This window comes from Bradyrhizobium sp. B025 (assembly GCF_042257955.1).
GTDB classification, from domain to species: domain Bacteria; phylum Pseudomonadota; class Alphaproteobacteria; order Rhizobiales; family Xanthobacteraceae; genus Bradyrhizobium; species Bradyrhizobium diazoefficiens.
Window position 1 is genome coordinate 3,242,929 of sequence record NZ_CP170150.1, and the last position, 17,410, is coordinate 3,260,338.

The 17,410-nt window shown below is 60.9% G+C and carries 12 protein-coding genes and 1 pseudogene; 9 read left to right on the plus strand and 4 right to left on the minus strand.

The genetic code is table 11. The features are described 5' to 3' along the window. Positions 1-4: 4 nt before the first annotated feature. The gene (locus tag ACE10W_RS14835; protein ID WP_304552367.1) at positions 5-781 is read left to right on the plus strand and encodes a PP2C family serine/threonine-protein phosphatase; all 777 of its coding nucleotides are present in this window, start codon (positions 5-7) and stop codon (positions 779-781) included. Next, positions 778-2,586, plus strand: coding sequence for a serine/threonine-protein kinase (locus ACE10W_RS14840; RefSeq protein WP_011086385.1), 1,809 nt, complete (start codon positions 778-780; stop codon positions 2,584-2,586). The genes ACE10W_RS14835 and ACE10W_RS14840 overlap by 4 nt, the downstream gene beginning before the upstream one ends. A 9-nt stretch (positions 2,587-2,595) precedes the next feature. Here ACE10W_RS14840 and ACE10W_RS14845 read toward each other — a convergent pair whose 3' ends face one another. Next, complete coding sequence (locus ACE10W_RS14845; RefSeq protein WP_038967721.1) at positions 2,596-3,579, minus strand: DUF4424 domain-containing protein; 984 nt, start codon at positions 3,577-3,579, stop codon at positions 2,596-2,598. Positions 3,580-3,673: 94 nt separating this feature from the next. Further along, positions 3,674-3,931: a hypothetical protein gene (locus ACE10W_RS14850; protein ID WP_236842226.1), complete on the minus strand. Its 258-nt coding sequence runs from the start codon at positions 3,929-3,931 to the stop codon at positions 3,674-3,676. A 183-nt stretch (positions 3,932-4,114) separates the two neighbouring features. Between ACE10W_RS14850 and ACE10W_RS14855 the strand changes: the two genes are divergently transcribed. The 3 genes from ACE10W_RS14855 to ACE10W_RS14865 all read left to right on the plus strand — a co-directional run bounded on the left by ACE10W_RS14855 (position 4,115) and on the right by ACE10W_RS14865 (position 8,342). After that, complete coding sequence (locus ACE10W_RS14855; RefSeq protein WP_011086388.1) at positions 4,115-5,836, plus strand: hypothetical protein; 1,722 nt, start codon at positions 4,115-4,117, stop codon at positions 5,834-5,836. Between the two features lie 39 nt (positions 5,837-5,875). Further along, complete coding sequence (locus ACE10W_RS14860; protein ID WP_304552368.1) at positions 5,876-7,675, plus strand: caspase family protein; 1,800 nt, start codon at positions 5,876-5,878, stop codon at positions 7,673-7,675. Between the two features lie 109 nt (positions 7,676-7,784). Then, positions 7,785-8,342: a DUF4384 domain-containing protein gene (locus tag ACE10W_RS14865; protein ID WP_236842227.1), complete on the plus strand. Its 558-nt coding sequence runs from the start codon at positions 7,785-7,787 to the stop codon at positions 8,340-8,342. Between the two features lie 27 nt (positions 8,343-8,369). On the opposite strand, the gene ACE10W_RS14870 is transcribed toward ACE10W_RS14865, so the two are convergent. Continuing rightward, positions 8,370-9,362, minus strand: a complete 993-nt coding sequence (locus ACE10W_RS14870; RefSeq protein ID WP_028170710.1) for a hypothetical protein — start codon at positions 9,360-9,362, stop codon at positions 8,370-8,372. Between the two features lie 140 nt (positions 9,363-9,502). Continuing rightward, complete coding sequence (locus ACE10W_RS14875; RefSeq protein WP_236842228.1) at positions 9,503-11,365, minus strand: caspase family protein; 1,863 nt, start codon at positions 11,363-11,365, stop codon at positions 9,503-9,505. Positions 11,366-12,327: 962 nt separating this feature from the next. Here ACE10W_RS14875 and ACE10W_RS14880 point away from each other — a divergent pair. The 4 genes and pseudogenes from ACE10W_RS14880 to ACE10W_RS14895 all read left to right on the plus strand — a co-directional run bounded on the left by ACE10W_RS14880 (position 12,328) and on the right by ACE10W_RS14895 (position 17,405). Further along, positions 12,328-12,888 carry a hypothetical protein gene (locus ACE10W_RS14880; RefSeq protein WP_028170712.1) on the plus strand — a complete coding sequence of 187 codons (561 nt, stop codon included), beginning with the start codon at positions 12,328-12,330 and terminating at the stop codon, positions 12,886-12,888. 888 nt (positions 12,889-13,776) lie between these two features. Beyond that, a complete protein-coding gene (locus ACE10W_RS14885) occupies positions 13,777-14,736 on the plus strand; it encodes an OmpA family protein (RefSeq protein ID WP_011086394.1) in 960 nt (319 codons plus the stop codon). Positions 14,737-15,335: 599 nt separating this feature from the next. Further along, positions 15,336-16,514: pseudogene (locus ACE10W_RS14890) on the plus strand (ABC transporter substrate-binding protein); the annotation flags it as partial. A gap of 18 nt (positions 16,515-16,532) precedes the next feature. Continuing rightward, positions 16,533-17,405 carry a branched-chain amino acid ABC transporter permease gene (locus ACE10W_RS14895; protein ID WP_011086396.1) on the plus strand — a complete coding sequence of 291 codons (873 nt, stop codon included), beginning with the start codon at positions 16,533-16,535 and terminating at the stop codon, positions 17,403-17,405. The last annotated feature ends 5 nt before the right edge of the window (positions 17,406-17,410 follow it).

A 17,410-nucleotide genomic window follows, 5' to 3' on the forward strand; every position in this document is an offset into this window, starting at 1 on the left:
TACGATGGTGCATACCCCATCCTTGTTCGATGTTGGTAGCGTTACCCATGCCGGAAGGGTGCGGGAGCGGAACGAGGATTCATGTTTGGTACGAACCGACGTTGGCCTGTGGGCCGTCGCCGACGGTATGGGTGGTCACGAGGCCGGCGATCTCGCCAGTCGCATTGTAGTGCAGTCGCTTGACGCGATCGGCACGCCAGAATCAGCCGCAGACCTGCTGGCGGAATGCGAGGAGCGGCTATTCAGCGCAAACCGGCAGATACTGGCGCTTAGTCATGAACGACGGGGTGCCACCGTCGGGACTACAGCGGCGGTTCTGCTCGTTCGCGATAGCTACTATGCCTGCATATGGGCGGGTGATAGCCGGGTTTACTTGATCAGTCGCGGCGCAATTAGCCAAGTGTCGCATGATCACAGCGAACTGGAGGAACTGATCGCCGAAGGTGCGCTGTCGCGCGAAGACGTGAATGATTGGCTGAGCAATGCCATTACTCGCGCCGTCGGTGTCGCCGATGATCCGGAATTTGAGGTGGTAACAGGCCCGGCCGAGCCGGAGGATGTCTTCGTGATCTGCAGCGATGGCCTGACCAGACACGTGCGGGACGACGAGATCCTGCAGCACGCGGCTACGCGACGCGCCCAGGCAGCTTGCGATGACATGCTCGCGCTGGCTCTTGATCGTGGCGGGCTTGACAACGTAACGATTGTGATCGTGCGACTGCTGACGCCACGATCTCAGGAGGCGACAAGATCTCCGCTTGATCGCGAGCCGCAACCATGACCCCGAACGATCCGTTCCGACCGTCCTATCAGGGCGTGCCCCCCGGCACCCGTCTCAACGGTATCTACGAAATCGAAGCGGTGATCGGCGCGGGCGGCATGGGTGAGGTCTACAAATGCCGAGAGATCCAGACTGGATCGCCTGTTGCCGTGAAAATGCTATTGCCCGACATGGTCGATAACGAGGCGGCGCTCGCGCTGTTCCGTCGAGAGGCCGCTGCACTCCACAATCTTCCGCATGACGCGATCGTTCGCTACTTCCTGTTTACGGTGGAGCCGGTGCTGCAGCGACCGTATCTCGCGATGGAGTTCGTGAATGGCCGCTCGCTCTCGAACATGCTCGACGATGGACCGTTGACTTTCGAGGCGCTGATCAAGCTGATGCTGCGCGTCGCATCTGGACTGGAGGCTGCCCATGAGCACGGCATCATCCATCGCGACGTTTCTCCGGACAACATCATTGTTCCGCTCGACGACGTCAGGCGGGCTAAGATCATCGACTTCGGCATAGCCCGGTCGACCCAGATGGGTGACAAGACCATCATTGGCTCGGGCTTCGCTGGCAAGGACAACTACGCATCGCCGGAACAGGTAGGGTTGTACGGCAATGACGTGACCGCGAAATCCGATGTCTACAGCCTCGGTCTTGTGCTGTTTCACGCGCTGACCGGACAGAAGCTCGACATGGGTGGCAGCCAGTTTCAACTGGTGGAGAAGCGCCGGCGTGTTCCCGATCTCGGTGCGGTGGATATGCGCATCCGGCCTTTGCTGGAGCGGATGCTGCAGCCTGATCCGGCATTGCGCCCGACCATGGGAGAGGTTGCCAGCTGGAAGCCGACCGGTTTGGTGCAGACGCCGGCCGCGCCGTTATATGGTTTCGATCCGCTGCGGCGGCCGGAAGGCGCGGCGCCGGTGCCGCAGGACAGGATGCCATCGACCGCGCGGAGTCCGCGCGGCCGTTGGCTGGGGGCGGGCGTGGCGGCTCTGTTACTGCTGGTCGGCGGTGGTGGATATGCCTTCTACAAGCTGGTCTGGTCAGCGCCCGGCACCGCGGTCTTGCCGCCACCTCCAAAACTCGCCGGAACAATGGCGCCGCCGAAGGTCGAGCCCGCTGGACCACAGCCCGGGCGCCAAGAGCCGGAGAAGTTGTCTGCGCAGCCGACGGCGACGCCGTCTCCGGCACTCGATGGGGCGGGGCGAGCTGAGCGCATCCGCAAATACGTGGCCCAATATTCTGGCGGTGACTGCTTCTTTGTCTTGCCGATTGCCGTGAGCCCAAATGCCGCTGTCATCGAAGGGTTCGGTGCCTCGACCGCCCCATTCGACACCTTCGACAAAGCGTTTCGGCGTGAGCAGGGTTTCGAGGCTTCGATCGGCGTCAGGCAAGTGACCCAGGCGCAATGCCCAGCCGTCAAGTTCTTGAGTCAGGTCGGGAGCGATCAGGCGCGAATCCCACGCATCACCCTGTCAGCGACAGAGCTGAAGGGTGGTGAAGCCCTCAATGGGACCATTGAGAACTTTGCCAACCGCGTGGTCGAGCTGCTCATGGTGTCGGATCGCGGCGAAGTCCAGAGCCTGTCTTATCTTCTGAAGCCGGGCATCGACTCGCTTTCGTTTACGCTCCCGACAACGCGCGCGAGCGGTCCGCAATTGCTGTTGGTCGTGGCGGTTCCGCAGGTTCTGGACTCATTGCGCCAGCCGCGACCGATAGCTGCCGATACGTTCTTCCTCCAGGCGCTGAGCGAGGCTCAGCGCAACAAGGTGACCATCATCGCGGCCGCGCGCTACGTGCTGCTCACCAATTGACCGGCACGCTCAGAATGTTCCGATCACCAGGATTTTCAGGTCGGCATCCGGCTTGAAGTCGTTTGCCGTATATTCAAGCGTATTTCCGGTAGCAGACGATGCCTTGAGCCGCCCAGGACAGAAGCTCACCAAGCGGTCGTTGCCGCCTGGGTCGATAGTCAGCTTGAACGACCGGATCGGCCCGGCCCAATTCGCGCCGGTCTTGAGCACGTATGATATGCGCCTCTCCTGCAGGTTCGCGCTGTTGATCTGGTTACTGCCCGCGCGCTTGTCGAGCTCGGCGAGGAACGTATCCTGGACGCAGTATTCTTTCCGGTAACGGGCGACTTGCTGACCCAGTGCGCTGCTGCGGCGTAGGCTCGGGCGCAGGATGGTGTCAGGACTGGAGCCGACGCTCGGCCGGTACTGGTGTTCGACCGTGACGGTGCGCATGGGCGGAAACACCTGCTGGCGCACAGCCGAGGTCTTGATAACCCAGCCTGGCGCATACTGCTGGCGACCGTTGTCGCTCATTCCGGCAGGCATCATAAGTCCGTCGTCCACGAGCCGGGTCCGAGTCGCCGCGGGCAGGTCGCTCAGCCGGATCTCGCGGCCACCAATCGGCAGCAGCGGTAGCTTGAGTTCGCGGAGCAGGGCACTGACATCCCTGTTGCCAACCATGGCGCGCTGATCGACGGTCAGCGGCGCCGGGCTGCCGTCGACCCTGGTCTCGAAGTCGACGAAGTTGATCGGATCATTTGAAGGTAGTGCAATGTTCTCAGCCTCCGACAGGTCGATGTCGGGCAGCGGAAAGGCAACAGTAAGCGTGACCGGCTTGGCAGTGACGTTGGCGAATTGGTAGCGAACACTGATTCTGTCGAGCCCGATACTAAGGTTCTCGCTCTCCATGGCCACGTCATTGGTGCGTACGAACTGGAGCCCGCCGATCGACAATTCCGCAGCCGAGTCGTTGGCGCGTGCCGGCCAGCCCGTCGCAACCAGCAGCGCGACCATCAAGGCCCGTATCCGGAACGACGGTCGGATGCAGGCTCCGTTCGGCAAGCTAGTCTCCATGCGGCGTCGCAACATATGCTGGTTCCGATGCGGGTCAATCGATCGGCTGATAAAGATCGCCCCACTCGGACTTCCAGACCCCGTCTGGATCGCACACCACCAGCGCCAGCTTTACGTCGTTTGCCAGCCGGATCGCGCCGCGAAAAGCATCCTGCGCCGGCAATTGCGCGCTGATCTGGTCGGTGGTCAGCCGTCCCCGGCTCGCGGCGGCCGGCAGCACGATTGATCCGGAGGCGCCGTCATTGTCGCGTTTCAGGAGCAGCGTGATCGCGTCGGGCTGAACTTCGCTCACCTTCTCAAATCTATTCCGGGCCATGTTTTGCACCGCAAGCTGAAGAGAATTCGGACTATCACCGTCAAGTGATAGAATTGAACGTGATTGAGATTGCGCACCACTAATTGACGCGCAGCATTAACGGCATCTCGGATTAGTCGATCCGACGCGGCGATCGGTTCGGGGTACATTGAGGCGAACATGCTTCGTCCAAATCGTTGGATCTGGGTCTTCATCGTTGGCGCTGGCATTTTCGGAACCAATGCGCATGCCGACGATACTGTCGTCCGCAGCTTTGCCAGCGGTTTGGCTGCTTCCATGGTCGGCATCGTTCCGGCCAGCGAGGACGTGGAACTCGCGGGACCACAAGCACTCAGCGCCGACGGGCAGGGCAACCTGTTTGTGCTCGATCAGGTCAACGGTCGCATCCTGCAGTTTGACCCGAAACAGCCGAACTCAGATCCTGACGTCCTCAAGATGCCGAAAGACGTCCAGCCGACCGATCTCGTGGTCCACAACGACGACATCATGGTTTGGGACGGCGGCGTACGGACGCTGAAGGCGGCGCCAGGGCAGTCCACGCGCGGAATCGGTGGTGACGTGATCCAGCTTGAGGAGGTCTCGAGCCGTAGCGCGGACGATCAGGTCGCCGTCTCCGCTTTCGCCCAGATGGGATCGCAGGCGCCCGGCAGCGCGGCCGACTTGCTCAACCAGAATACCCGCGCGGCCATCGTCAAGACGACGCGGCAGCCCGACCGGCAATATGTGGCTTCTCGAAGTAAGGGCTCGGTGATCGCCGATATCGTTCCGGACAAGGGCAATGCCAGCGTAAGGGTCGAGATCCAGACCATGGTCACCAACGAGACGATCGGACAGCTAAGCCTGCGGGTGCGCAACCAGCTCGGAACGGTGGAGTTTCTTGAGATCGACAACGGCGACCGCTTCTATGTGCTTGCCGAGGACGTTCCGCCATCGGGAAAGAACGCCTCCACGTTCGTCGCACGCTATGCTGCGAACGGCCGTCTCGAGGGAATCTATGAGCTTCCTTTGGAAAATACGCCGCTGACCCGGCGGTTCGTCACGGTTTCGGGCGATGGCGATGTCTATTTCCTCCGGACCAAGCCGGACGGAATTGAAGTGGTTGGCGTCGGCTTCCGGCCGCTGACCAACGCTTCCATTATCGACGTGCGGCCGTCGCGAACGGCAGCCGCGCCAGCACCGCAATCGGGCGTCAAATTCGACGCGTCGGCCGCTGTGAGACCTTCCAATCGCCAGCAGGCTATCGAGACCGCGTTTGCATTCGAGGGCATCCAGTGGAAGCTGACGCAGTCGAACTACGGCAGCGATCCCGACAGCCAATGCAGCGGCTTCAGTCGTATTCGGCGGCCGTGGTATCTGCAGGGCAAAGTGAACCAGGAGGTGCGCGGTGTGCCCTATTGCTGGGGCTGCCACGGTTCGCTCGCGAACTTCCGGCAGCGGATCGACAGCGGAGCGCTGGCTGGCAATGTGTGCACTCGCAACGCGCCAAGGCCGGATGTGGCTGGCGTCGACTGTTCGGCATTCGTCAGCGCCGCGTGGGGACTTTCTGTCCACTACACGACTGCCGCTATTCCTGCGATCGCAGCCTCCGTGGCAAATCCCTGGGACCTGAGGCCCGGCGATGCGCTGAACAAGCCGGGCTCGCACGTGATGTTGTTCCTGCGGTTCACGCCCGATCGCAAGGCCGAGGTGATGGAATCCTCGACCGGTGGCTGCAACGGTCGCGTCTGCCGCAACGTCTACCCGTTGGCGAGCCTGCTTTCGCGTGGCTACGTTCCGGTCCGCTTTCGGGCGTTCGCGGATGACCAGGCGACAGTCTCAGCGAGCGCCTATCAAGAGGCCGAACCGCAGCCGGGCCGCAAGACGGCGAGCAAAAGGCGCTGAACCCGGTGTGTCGCTGGCGCTACAGAATGGATAGGAAGGATGTCGAGGTGGATCACGATGCGGATGCCCAGGGAACTTGATTGCGGGATCAAGCGGCTATGCGCCACCATCGGGCTCGCTGCGTTGATCGGGCTGATATCCCCGCACGCGCATGCGACAGGGGGATTGTCGATCAGCAATCCGGACGGGGCGGCGGTGCGCGCGCTCGTGATCGGGATCGATGACTATCAGCACGTGCGGAAATTGAAGGGCGCGGTCGCCGACGCCACTGACATCGTGACCAGCTTGAAGAGCATGGGGGTTGGCGACGTCGTCGTACTGACTAACGCACAGGCCGACAGGGCAAGCATCTTGCGCGAGATCAGTTCACTGGTGGAGCGGACCAAGAACAACGACCTCATCTTTCTGTCGATCGCAGGTCATGGAACCCAGGAGCCGGAGCGCGTCAAGGGCTCGGAGCCGGACGGGATGGAAAACGTGTTCCTGCTGCCAGGCTTTGAAACCACGCCAACCGGGTCCATTGAACGTGTTCTGGGCAGTGAGTTCAACCATTTCATCCGGCAGTTCGAGCTTCGCGGAGCGAAGGTGATCTTCGTGGCTGATACCTGCCACGGCGGCGGTATGGTGCGCGATATCGATCCGCGTGCCGCTGAGATGAGCTTCCGGCAGGTGCAGCGTTACACATTGCTGGTTGACGAACTGAAGCCGGTGTCGGACAGCAACGATCCGAAGTCAGAACTCGATCTTGACCACACGGCGTTCCTGGCTGCGGTGGACCGCTACACCAAGGCGCCGGAAGTCCGCATCCCTGGCATCGATGGCTTGCGCGGGGCTCTCAGCTATGCGGTCGCACGGGCGGTGGAGGGTAGCGCGGACATCAATCACGATGGGAAGGTGACGCTCAAGGAGCTCTTCAGCAATGTTCGACAGGTGGTCTATCAGCTCTCGGACCAGCGCCAGAACATCGTGACCATATCATCGCCGCCTCAGACGCCGGATACCGACATCGCCTTCGAATTGACGCGCGGTGTCGTGCTGATTCAGGGGCCGGCCGCGAGAGCGGCCTCCGGCCCGGCCGGATCCGGGGCGCCCGTCGAGGGACAAGCGCCCGCGCCGCCGGCTGTCACGGCCAAGGCACCAAACATTCCCACCCTTGCCGCGGCGGCGACCAAGGAACTTCCGACCGGCGACGCGCCGGCCCCCCTCCGTCTCGCTGCGCCAATCCGGCTGGCGGCGCTCGACGGCAAGACGAACTATTTTGCGAGCGTGGTGCCAAAGGATGTTCCCGTGCAGGCTGTTCAACCGACGGACAATCCCGACCTGATCTGGGATCCCGTGTCGCACGACGTGATCGCGTGGGGCGACGTAGTCGCCTACGGGATCGACGTTGCCAGCCTGCCGACGGTCGTTGACCGGACAGCGGCAATTCGTGAACTGAAGCGCATTGCGACCCGGTCGCCGCAGATCATGCGCATCTGGCCGGACGATCGCCAACAGCGTGCTGGCCAGACTGTCGAAGTTGATCTGTCTGATGTGGGGTCAAGAGCGGTGTTGCTGTTCAATGTGTCTGGCGATGGCACCATCCAATTGTTGTATCCGGTGGGTTCCGATGCGGCACTGGCCCGATCGGCGAGTTTGCGCCTACCGCTCAGGGTCGGCGAGCCGTTCGGCGCGGAACAGATCGTTGCAGTGACCTCGCAGCAACGCATGGTCGATCTTGAGACAGTCCTGATGCAGCTCAACCGGCGCCGCGCTTCGGGGCAGGTGATCAAGAGCCTCGAGCGGTACTTGCCTGCGGACGCGCGGATCGCCTCGGTCGGCTTCTTCAGTGCTCCCTGACTTTTAGGGAGAGCAGGCCATGCCGTCATCGCAGCCGATCCGCCGGGAGCGACCATGGCTCGCATTCCTGCTGCTGCTGGCGGGTAGCGGAGCTTCGTCCGCAGCACCGTTGCCGTCGGCATCGCTGAATGTCGGCACGACGTATGCACCCTGGCTTTGGCCCGTACAAGCGGCGCGCAGGCAGGCCAATACCGCGAGTGTGTCCCTTCAGATCCTGCCGGGTCAGACCGTCAACCTCGGCGGCAAGGTCACGTTCGGCGTCACCGCGAGGAAGCCGGGATATCTCATTCTCGTCGACGTCGACGCGGAAGGGCGAATGTCCCAGATCTTTCCGACTCCCGAGCTATTGGCGCAGTCGGACGGACGCGACATCAATCTCGTCAAGCCCGGCGTCGAATTTGTCGTTCCAACCCCGGCGGCTCGGCAGCGTGGTTTTGAATATGTCGTCTCACCGCCGACTGGGTCAGCAGTGATGATCGCCATCCTGAGCGAGCGGCGGGTGCAGTTGCTCGATTTGCCGGACTTGCCGCGCAAGCTACAAGATCAGGCCGAGGCGTTGAGCTATCTAACGGCCTGGACCAGTGAGCTGCGCGTGCCGGACAACGGCAGCGGAAAGCTGGTGACGAATAATTGGTCGTTCGACGTCAAATCCTATTCCATCAAGTGAGCCCGGCAAGGCCAAGGCCTGTGAAGGCTAAAGCTTGCTCAGCCGACTGAAGAAGCCACCCCGGGCGATCATGTAATGAATGTCCTTTGGAAAGGGAAAAGCGCTGCGAACGTTGGAAATCGCGCCCTGAAGGAATTCCCCGTGCTGTGGCGCCGGCTTGTGGTGCAGACGCGGCTGGTCAGCGACTTGCGGTATCATGAAGCGATCCACGTAAGCCGGGTCCAGGTCGTTGACCCTGACCATCTGGCCAAATGCCGGGAACAGGTCGTAATGACCGACCCTTACGCTAAGGTTCTTGAGAGCAGGGCGTTGTGGCTGCGCTTGATTGCCATCGGCCGTCGCCAGCCCGCGCCCGATCAGGTCCAGCTTCACCGATTGCGGGAGAGTTGATGGACCATACACGATCTCGAGCGCGCGGCCGCTCTGTCCAGACAACCACTGATACCAGAAGGTCGCATCGTCGGGCCGCGCATTGGCGCCGTAGAGGCAGTCAAATCCCCAACAGGCCGTCAGCTTGCCCTGATACTTTCCAAGGTTCCCGACGAGATTGCGCATGCCGTTACCGCCGCCGGAGTGGCATGCGATGATGAGCTTGCCGATCTGGAGCTGAGGAATGGACGTCGAGGAGAGACCCAGGAACCTGGCAAGAGCTCCAAGGACCTCCTCGAGATAGCGTTCGCCCCAGCTCGCGGTTGCCAGGTCAGACACGTTGTAGTTTCCGGCAAAGGTGTCGCCAACGGCATATTCGTAGCCCAGGAACGGCGCGATAAGCACCACGTCCTTGCCGGAATCCCGGACCTGTTCGCGCAGCCGCGCTGGATCGTTGTGGAATAGGAATTCATGGTTTTTGACATAGAAGCCGTGAAGCCAGATCACGACATCGAACTTGGTGGCAGCTGTTGGGTGCTTTGGCGGAAGATAAACCGCCGTCGGCTTCATGCCGGGTGCCTGCCGCTTCGTGAAGAGCGTCACCCCCGGAAAGGCGTTGGCGTCCTTTTGCTCAAGCTCACACGCAACCACACAGGTCGCTCCGCTTCGGCCAATCCAGGCAAGGACCTGGCTGACCTGGTGTTAAGCTCTGCTGCCCGTCACACATTCTCGACACCAAAATCCGCGCGGCCTCCTGGCCTTCCATGACGCCGTGGCAGCCTTGCGCGTTGCTAGCGGCAGGACTCGACATTACCTACGTTGCCCCCGGGGCCGCCCCCGCCGCGGTATTCGAGGTGGCAGCCGCGACTGACCTGACGGCACAGAGATTGATCACAAACGATCTGACCACTGCCGCCGCCGCTGTTCTTCACAGTTGCTTGCCGCCGCGGAACGTCGGCTGTTGGCTCCGGTCTCTCGCGGGCCGGACGATCCGCACGTGACGGACGCTCGTCCGTGTTGCGCTTCGCAACCGGTTTCTTCCCGCGTCGCTTCTCGCATTCATTGTCGTCGTTGAGGAACGAACCCTCGGCACAGGTGATCCTACTGCACTGGTCGCCGTCGGGCCTGTAGCCGCGATCGCAGATCAGCGGGCAGACCCGCGATGGCCTAAGCTTGATCGCGTCAAGAGCATCCAGACTTGCAAGCTTGACGTCCAGTTTGGTGCCTGCGTGCCGGTTGAAGAGAGCCAACGAGCGCTGCGAGGCCGCATTCCATTGGCCATCGACGGGGCCGGCGAAGCAGCCGACGCGGCTCAATTCGCCTTGTACGGACTTGGCGATATCGGCTCTTGCGATATCGGTCTGGCGCGGCTCGTCACTCAGTGCCGCAAGCTTGGGCGTCTTGCTGTACTCACCGGGCGCAGCGGCCGTAGGGTTATCCGCGACGGTACTCTCAACGGCCGGCTTATTCCCGGAGAGTGCAGCGACGATTGTAGATTCGGATGCAGTCCGTTTCCGTTCCGCCTCGGTGGCCTGCTCCTGCGCCGCTTGCTTCGTCCTCTCGGCGGCAATCCGGGCCTCTTCCGCAGCCTTCAGATCCGCGGCCGCCTTCTCCTGTTCGGCACGCTGGGCGCCCTGGGACATCAGGCGAGCTTGTTGCTGCTCGGCCTGCTGCGCTTTCGCCGTCGCCGCGACGCGTGCGTCCTCGGCCTCGAGCTGATTAAGCTGCAGCTTGGCCAGATTTGAGTAGTATCCGTCTGGATGCTGGGTCAGGAACGCGTTCAGAGCGGGCTTGTTGCGGAGCTGCAAGGCCAATTCGTAATCGCGACGAATTTCCGACTGGGGGTTGGCTGCTTGTATCGGCTCCTCGGCCTTGGCAGCCGGAACCAGTGCAACGTCTTCGCCGCCCAGCGAGCCGTAGACATAGGGCTCCTGTCGGTTGCCCGTGGCTTGCAAGACATCGTCGCGGACGAAGCCGAAAGCCCTGCGCAAGTCGAGCCCCGGCTTTGCAATATACTTCACGAGAGCCGTCGCGTACGGACTATTCTTGCTGTTGCCATCGAGTGCGGTTAGTCCGGCTTTCGCCGCAAACGCGATCAGTGTGTTGGAGACGGCGGGTTCGACCCTGGCCAGCCCGCGGCTGATTGATCGCGAGGCAACTGTACGCTTCATTGAGTCGGCAAACGGATTGTTGCGGCACGCGTCGACGATCACAACGCGCAGCTGCCTCGCAGGCTCGATCGCCAGCAGGACACGGTCGAGCGAGAATGCTTCGTCATAGATATCCGTGTCACGCTCGAGTCTGGCGTCTGTCGGGATCAGATAGTTCGTCCCGTCGATCTCGATACCGTGGCCAGCATAGTACACCAAGGCAATGTCGGCATTGCGGGCCTGATCGGCGAATTCTCTCAGGGCCCGCCGCATGTCGGTCGCGGCGAGGTTGAGCCTTGAGTCAACCACATCGAAACCTGCGCCCTTCAAGGTCGCGGCGATGGCCGCAGCGTCATTGGCCGGGTTTGGAAGCAGTGGGGCGTTTTGATAGCTGGAATTGCCGACCACCAAAGCCACGCGCTTTGTCGCCCAGGCTGGCTGAGAGGCCAGGAACAGCGAAGCGGCGAGAAGAAGACAAACCCTGAGGTGCCTGTACAATCTCATGGCGAACACCCAACCTATGCCCGTAGAATGGTGACGTCGCGAGGACGGCCGCGTAAGAAATAATTCCTGAATTCGTACGCTACTGGCGGCTGCCTGTCTGCATACAGTACCGATCTCGAGCCCGATCCATTCCTATGTGTTGTTTTGAAATGCGGAGGCGTTCAAAAGGTGCGGAGGATTATTGCGGCCGGGCGTTGTGCGCCGATTCATGTGGATGATGGGCGCCCGCCAATGTTGTGCTGTCGTGCGACCTCGGTATAAGATGTTGATGTAAAACAGTTATTACATTCTTGCTGGCCTGCACGCGGCAGCGCACCAGAAGGCTCTGACGTGGTTCAAACGAAAGTTCCGCTGACGGCGATCGAGCGGACGTGAAGTCCAAGGACGGGCTCGCGGATCGACCGTCTCGGTCGCAGCTTGCAATCAGGTCAACAGCGCGGAGCAAGGCCGTCAGTTCGGCTTCGGGCAGTGATGGACTTTGCGAAGAATTCGACTCGTCCATCGAGCTATGGCTTGGCGACCACGAAGCCGTAGAAGTTCTCCAGGAGCTGATCCTCCGTGAGAGAGGACGTTCTTGTGGCCTTTGTACTCTTCATCTCCCCAAATGAAGACCGTCATTTTCAAGTTCCCGAGCGCAGCACGATCCAATGACGAGCTTGAGCCACATCGAGCCCGACGTCGCCTGATCCGACGCGTCGAGCAGACTGGGCGTCGATAAGCAAACAGACGCGGTAGCCCGCGGCAAATAGCCGGCTCGCCCTATCTATACTGCCGGTGCCCGACGGTGAAACACGAGATCGGCGTCTTCTTGGATGTCGGTGTAACCGGTGCGGTGAATCTCCATCGGGGTCATGTCCCCCGGACATTGTTCCTTCGGTAGAGTCGAAATGAAATCAGTCCTCCGAATTGCGGAGGACAGCACGCGGAGATACAATCGCAAATTCCGAACTTCGGAGAAGCTAATGCCTATTCCCTTGAGGATTTACATCACGCCATTTGCCGAGAGAGGGGTCGTTGAGCCCAGGCAATGGAGCAGCGACACGGCCAAGAAGGCGCTCGACGTGGTCAATACGATCTGGTCAAAGGCCAAGATCGCGTTCGTGATCAGCGATTGCTTGATGGAGAAGCCGCTCGACATGGCAAAGAGCGCACGCAGCAATGATCAGCGATTGCTGGGTGTTCTTACCTCTCGGCACGATCCGGACAATGCCATCCACATCTACCTCGTCAATTCGATCGAAAATCTGTCCGCTGGCGGAGGCTCATACCCCAATAGCGAACCCGAGCCGGCAAGCTTCGTCCAGTGGTATGGCAATGACCACGCCAATGGACGCGCCTGGGCTCACGAGCTTGGTCATCTGATGAGCCTTGATCACGTCGAGATCGATTATTCCAATGAGAAGCAGGCGGCGCAGCGCGTCAAGAACCTCATGACGATAGGATTGAGCGCCGGCTCCGACTTGACTGGCCAGCAGATCGATGCAGCCAAGGGCTCAAAGCTGGTCAAGCGATTTGGTGGATAAGTCGTTGGCCGACCGCAGAAGTCGTCGCCTCCGTCGTCCTGCAGGTCGCGCGTCCGCGCGAAACGGTCCGAACGTCCTCTGCGCGAGGCGGTCTCCACTGAATTCAGCCAAACGATCACATTGTGGCAATCGACGCAGTCGTGTGCTCCCGGCCCGACGTCGAGGCGGCAAGTTCCATCGCGCCGGGCCTCGTAGGCGGAGCCCTTGGCGAGCCCCTTGTCGGAAATCGAAAAGCAACTGAATGACTGCGTTTCGCGCATGGCAGCGACAGCCTTAGTGAGAGTAGATCGAGCAGACGACGCCAGGTTCCTGTTCGCGAGAACCTCGTCGCTCCAGCCCAGACGTTTAGCGCGAGAGTCCATGATTGCGATCACAGAACCGGTGACCACTTCGCCTGCTTTGCGCAAAGCCATCCGCAATTGACACGCAATGCCAAATCACCAACGAGCACACCAAGTGCTTCCGCGATATTGCGCTGCGGCTGCTGGGCGACGCCTACCGTTTCGCTTTGTTTTTGATGGGGATCAGGCAGACGCAGAGCAAGCCGGCAAAAGTACTATCTAGATGCGCTGTCGCTTTGACAGCGGTCGGGTAGGGGCTTCGAGGTCTAGGGAAATTCCGCGAAGTCGTCGTGCTGTACGAGTTCCACGGCCTGTCCTACCGCGACCCCTCCTAGGTCGTCACTGCTCCGATCGCGACAATGATGTCGCGTTGCACAGCGCACACTGCTTCGGCGCCAGATCGAAATGGGAAGAAGATCACAACCTTCGTTGTAGCTACCGATTTCATGAACTTCTCTTCTCTTGCCCGCACTAAAAACAAGGCGGTCCTGCGCCGTCCGGCCGATCGCCGACGAGTTGCTATCTGTTCACTGCAGGTCGAAGAGACATGTTTCACAAAACTGGTCCGGGCAGGGTTGACGTCGATCTGGATTTTTCAGGAGTGGGGGTTCTGCACGCGCGGCTCTGGAATTTCGATTTCGATGACTTTGCCGGCTACCAGTTTCGGGGCTTGAAGAAAGAGCATTCCGAATTTCTGAAGAACAAAGTGGTACCCCTACTCGAGGATGACGCCGGTCAGATCTGGATGACGGGCTCCGCGAGCCGGATCGGTGCGGCCGATTGGAATATGACGACGTCGGCCAACCGCGTGATTACAGTCGCGCGGTCTCTGTCCGAGATGGGCATCCACCCGGAGCAAATGCAGACGCACGCCATCGGCAATACGCAGACGGCAAATCACAGGCTGGACGAAGACAGCGATAGATCAGTGGTCCTTTGGGTGCTCCCGAAGGTCTATTTCGAACCGATCATAAAGCCAGACTTGCCGCGACCCGTTCCGCCGAAGCCAAAAGTCAGTCGAAATTTCAAGATAGCCATGCTGCTTGAGGTCGACGGTTCGATCTCGTTCGCCGCGAGAGCGGCCATCAAGCGCATCGTGAAGGGCAGGGCTGGAGCCGGGATTGCGTTTGCCAGCGCCTTGTTCTCCATATGGGACACGGAAAACAATTTGAAGTGCACCTACGTCTATGCGGCGGTCGGCCTGGGCTTTGGCTTAAGCCTTCCGAAAACTGGCGGTAGATCGGGTACCCTGCATGGCCCGTGGAATTCGTTTACGACTGAAAAGCCAATCTCCTGTTCGCAGTTCGGCAAGTCGATGCGCTTTACGACAATCGGCATAGGCGATGTGAGCAAGAACTGGATCCTGCTGGAAACGCCCAAGGGGGTGAAGGACGTCTACTTGAGCATCAGCACCGGCACGACCATAGGCGGCGGCGCGTCGACATACCCAGCCCATCTGAGCGCTTTCATCCCGCTGGAGAGACCAAAGCCGTTTGGCGGGCCGTGAGCATGCCGAGGCCGACAAAGCCCGCATACAGTGGTTCATGTCCCGAGCTAGCTTTTGTTGGCTGGACCTAGTTCAAACTTCCCCATGATGGATTGGAGCGAGAGTTCAGATCTTTCAGATAGTTAGAGGGCGGCATGTGCACTACGTGTGCACCGGGAGATCAAGAAAAATCTCCTCACAGCTAACGTGATCGGGCCTTCCGATGTAGATGGCGCCGCCTCGGTGCGATCGACTGGTCGTCCGCCTGCACTTTTCGACAGTTTCGGTCGAGGCGCGGGGTAGCAGATGCGGCGTCCGCGCCGGTCTGCGCGGGCCCGCAAGAGGCCGTTTGGAACTGAGCGCAGGGCGAACGCGATTCAAGCGGGGATTTGTTGGCAGCCGCTCTCGCGCGCGCAGCGCTAGCTGCATCGAGCGACAAATCGAAAGCGCAGGGGCGCCATAAGAATTCGCTATGGCGGCAGACCGCAGTCATGCTTCCCCTGTCATCGAACGTAAATCTATTTTTTACCGTCGGCCGCAGAAGAAAATTCCAAGAGCAAGACCACGGAAGTGGCGGAGATCGCGGGCGCATCATTTTGTAGCGGCAACGGAGCGGGCACATGACAATCGAATTGAGCCGACGCGGATTTTGCATGGGAACCGCACTGATCGGCCTTCAGGCCGTCTCCTCCAGTGCCTTCGCCCGAACCGAGGACGGCACCGTCAAGCTCGGCCTCGTCGCGCCGATGAGCGGGCCGAATGCCCGCTATGGCGCGTTCTCGCGGCGTGGCGCCCAGATGGCGGCCAAGGAGATCAACGGCGCCGGCGGCATCGGCGGGCGCAAGATCAACGTCCTGGCCGGTGACAGCCAGGGCACGCCGGTCGAGGGTGTCTCCGCAACCCGCCGTCTCATCGACCAGGACCAGGTTGATTTCATCATCGGCGACGTATCGAGCTCGGTGACGCTCGCGATGCAGCCGGTCGTGGAGGATGCCGGTGTGCTTCTCCTCAATGCCGCGTCGTCGAATCCGAAGATCACCTACAAGGCGGGCGTCGGCGGCTTCAAATGGACCTACCGTAACTATCCGACCGACGAAAACCGTGCCCTGATCGTGCTGCAATACGCCGCCGAGAAGAAGGGCTTTACCAAATACGCCGTGCTCTCGGTCGACAGCGATTATGGGCGCGCGGCCATCGAGTTCACCAAGAAGTACCTTCCTCGTTTCAAAAGCCAGATCCTGACGGAAGACTATTACAAGGAGGGCGAGGTGGATTTCCGCAGCGTGCTGTCCAAGATCCGCGATTCCGGCGCCCAGGCCATCATCATGTACGGCAACGCCGATTCCACGCCCATCGTCGGGCGTCAGATGATGGAGGTCGGGATCGCAGGGAAGATTCCGCTGATCGGCAATGCCGAGTTCAATACCGAGAAGACCATCAAGGCGGCGCCGAAGGCGCTCGAAGGTGCGATCGAGGCGGCGGCCTGGCTTCCCGCCTACGAGTCGGAGAAAAGCAAGGCGTTCGTCGACAAGTTCACTGCCGAGTTCCGTGAAGCCCCCAACAACCACGCCTATGTGCACTGGGAGACGACGCATCTTCTGGCCAAGGCGATCGAGCAGGCCCAGAGCATCGACCGCGAGAAGGTCCGCACCGCGCTGTCCAAGATCCATTATGCGAGCGCGGTCGGCGAGGTGACCTTCGACGATCACAATCAGGCGCGCCTGCCGATGATCCTGCTCGAGATCGAGAACGGCAAGCCGGCCATCAAGGGAGCCTATTCGGCCGAGATCGATTATCCCAAACAGGGCGCCACGCACATGTTCTACACGATCATAGAGCAGGTCGTTAACGGCATCGTATCAGGATCGGTCTATGCGATCGTTGCGGTCGGCATGACGATGATTTTTGGCGTGCTGCGCGCCATCAACTTCGCGCATGGCGAATACTATATGCTCGGCACCTTCGGGGCCTGGTTCGCCATCGAATATTTCGACCTGCCTTATCCGGTAGCAGTCGTGATCGGTGTGGTTGCCACCGCCGTCATCGCCGTCGTGGTCGGCAATTTCGTGATGCAGCGGATCGTCGGAGCGCCGGCCGAGGCCGGCGTGCTCGCGACCCTCGGCGTCGCGCTGATCCTGCAGAACACCGTCATCCTGGTGTTCGGTGGCAGCTACAAGTTCTTCTCCGGCGGCTATATCGAGCCGGTGACGCTGTTCGGTTTCACACTGGCCGAGCAGCGCATCCTGATCATCATCGTCAGCCTCATCGTGTTCGTCGGCCTCGAGCTGATGGTCACCTACAGCCGGATGGGCAAGGCGATGCGCGCGGTGTCGCAGAACATCGAGTGCTGCGCTGTGGTCGGTATCGACGTCCGTCACATCGCGCTCTGGACCTTCATCCTCGGGGCTGGGTTGGCGGCGCTCTCGGGCGTGTTGACTGCGCCCGTGAACGTCAGCGTCTACGGCGGCATGGGCGAGCTCATCACCTTCAAGACGCTGCCCATCATCATCATGGGCGGACTCGGCAACGTCCGGGGCACGTTCGTCGCGGCGATGATCCTCGGTATCGCGGAGAGCCTGGTTGCCACCTATGTCGGGCTGCAGTTCCGCGACACCGTGGGATTTGCGACCCTCATGCTGGTGCTGATGTGGCGTCCGCACGGGCTCTTCTCCGCGCAGGCCCGCTTCTGACTACC

Excerpts from the sequence above, each read along its gene's own strand:
- ACE10W_RS14885 (WP_011086394.1), top strand. The coding sequence starts at position 13,777 with ATGTTTCACAAAACTGGTCCGGGCAGGGTTGACGTCGATCTGGATTTT.
- ACE10W_RS14875 (WP_236842228.1), bottom strand. The coding sequence starts at position 11,365 with ATGAGATTGTACAGGCACCTCAGGGTTTGTCTTCTTCTCGCCGCTTCG.
- ACE10W_RS14895 (WP_011086396.1), top strand. The coding sequence starts at position 16,533 with ATGTTCTACACGATCATAGAGCAGGTCGTTAACGGCATCGTATCAGGA.
- ACE10W_RS14840 (WP_011086385.1), top strand. The coding sequence starts at position 778 with ATGACCCCGAACGATCCGTTCCGACCGTCCTATCAGGGCGTGCCCCCC.
- ACE10W_RS14860 (WP_304552368.1), top strand. The coding sequence starts at position 5,876 with ATGTCGAGGTGGATCACGATGCGGATGCCCAGGGAACTTGATTGCGGG.
- ACE10W_RS14835 (WP_304552367.1), top strand. The coding sequence starts at position 5 with ATGGTGCATACCCCATCCTTGTTCGATGTTGGTAGCGTTACCCATGCC.
- ACE10W_RS14880 (WP_028170712.1), top strand. The coding sequence starts at position 12,328 with ATGCCTATTCCCTTGAGGATTTACATCACGCCATTTGCCGAGAGAGGG.
- ACE10W_RS14855 (WP_011086388.1), top strand. The coding sequence starts at position 4,115 with ATGCTTCGTCCAAATCGTTGGATCTGGGTCTTCATCGTTGGCGCTGGC.
- ACE10W_RS14845 (WP_038967721.1), bottom strand. The coding sequence starts at position 3,579 with ATGGTCGCGCTGCTGGTTGCGACGGGCTGGCCGGCACGCGCCAACGAC.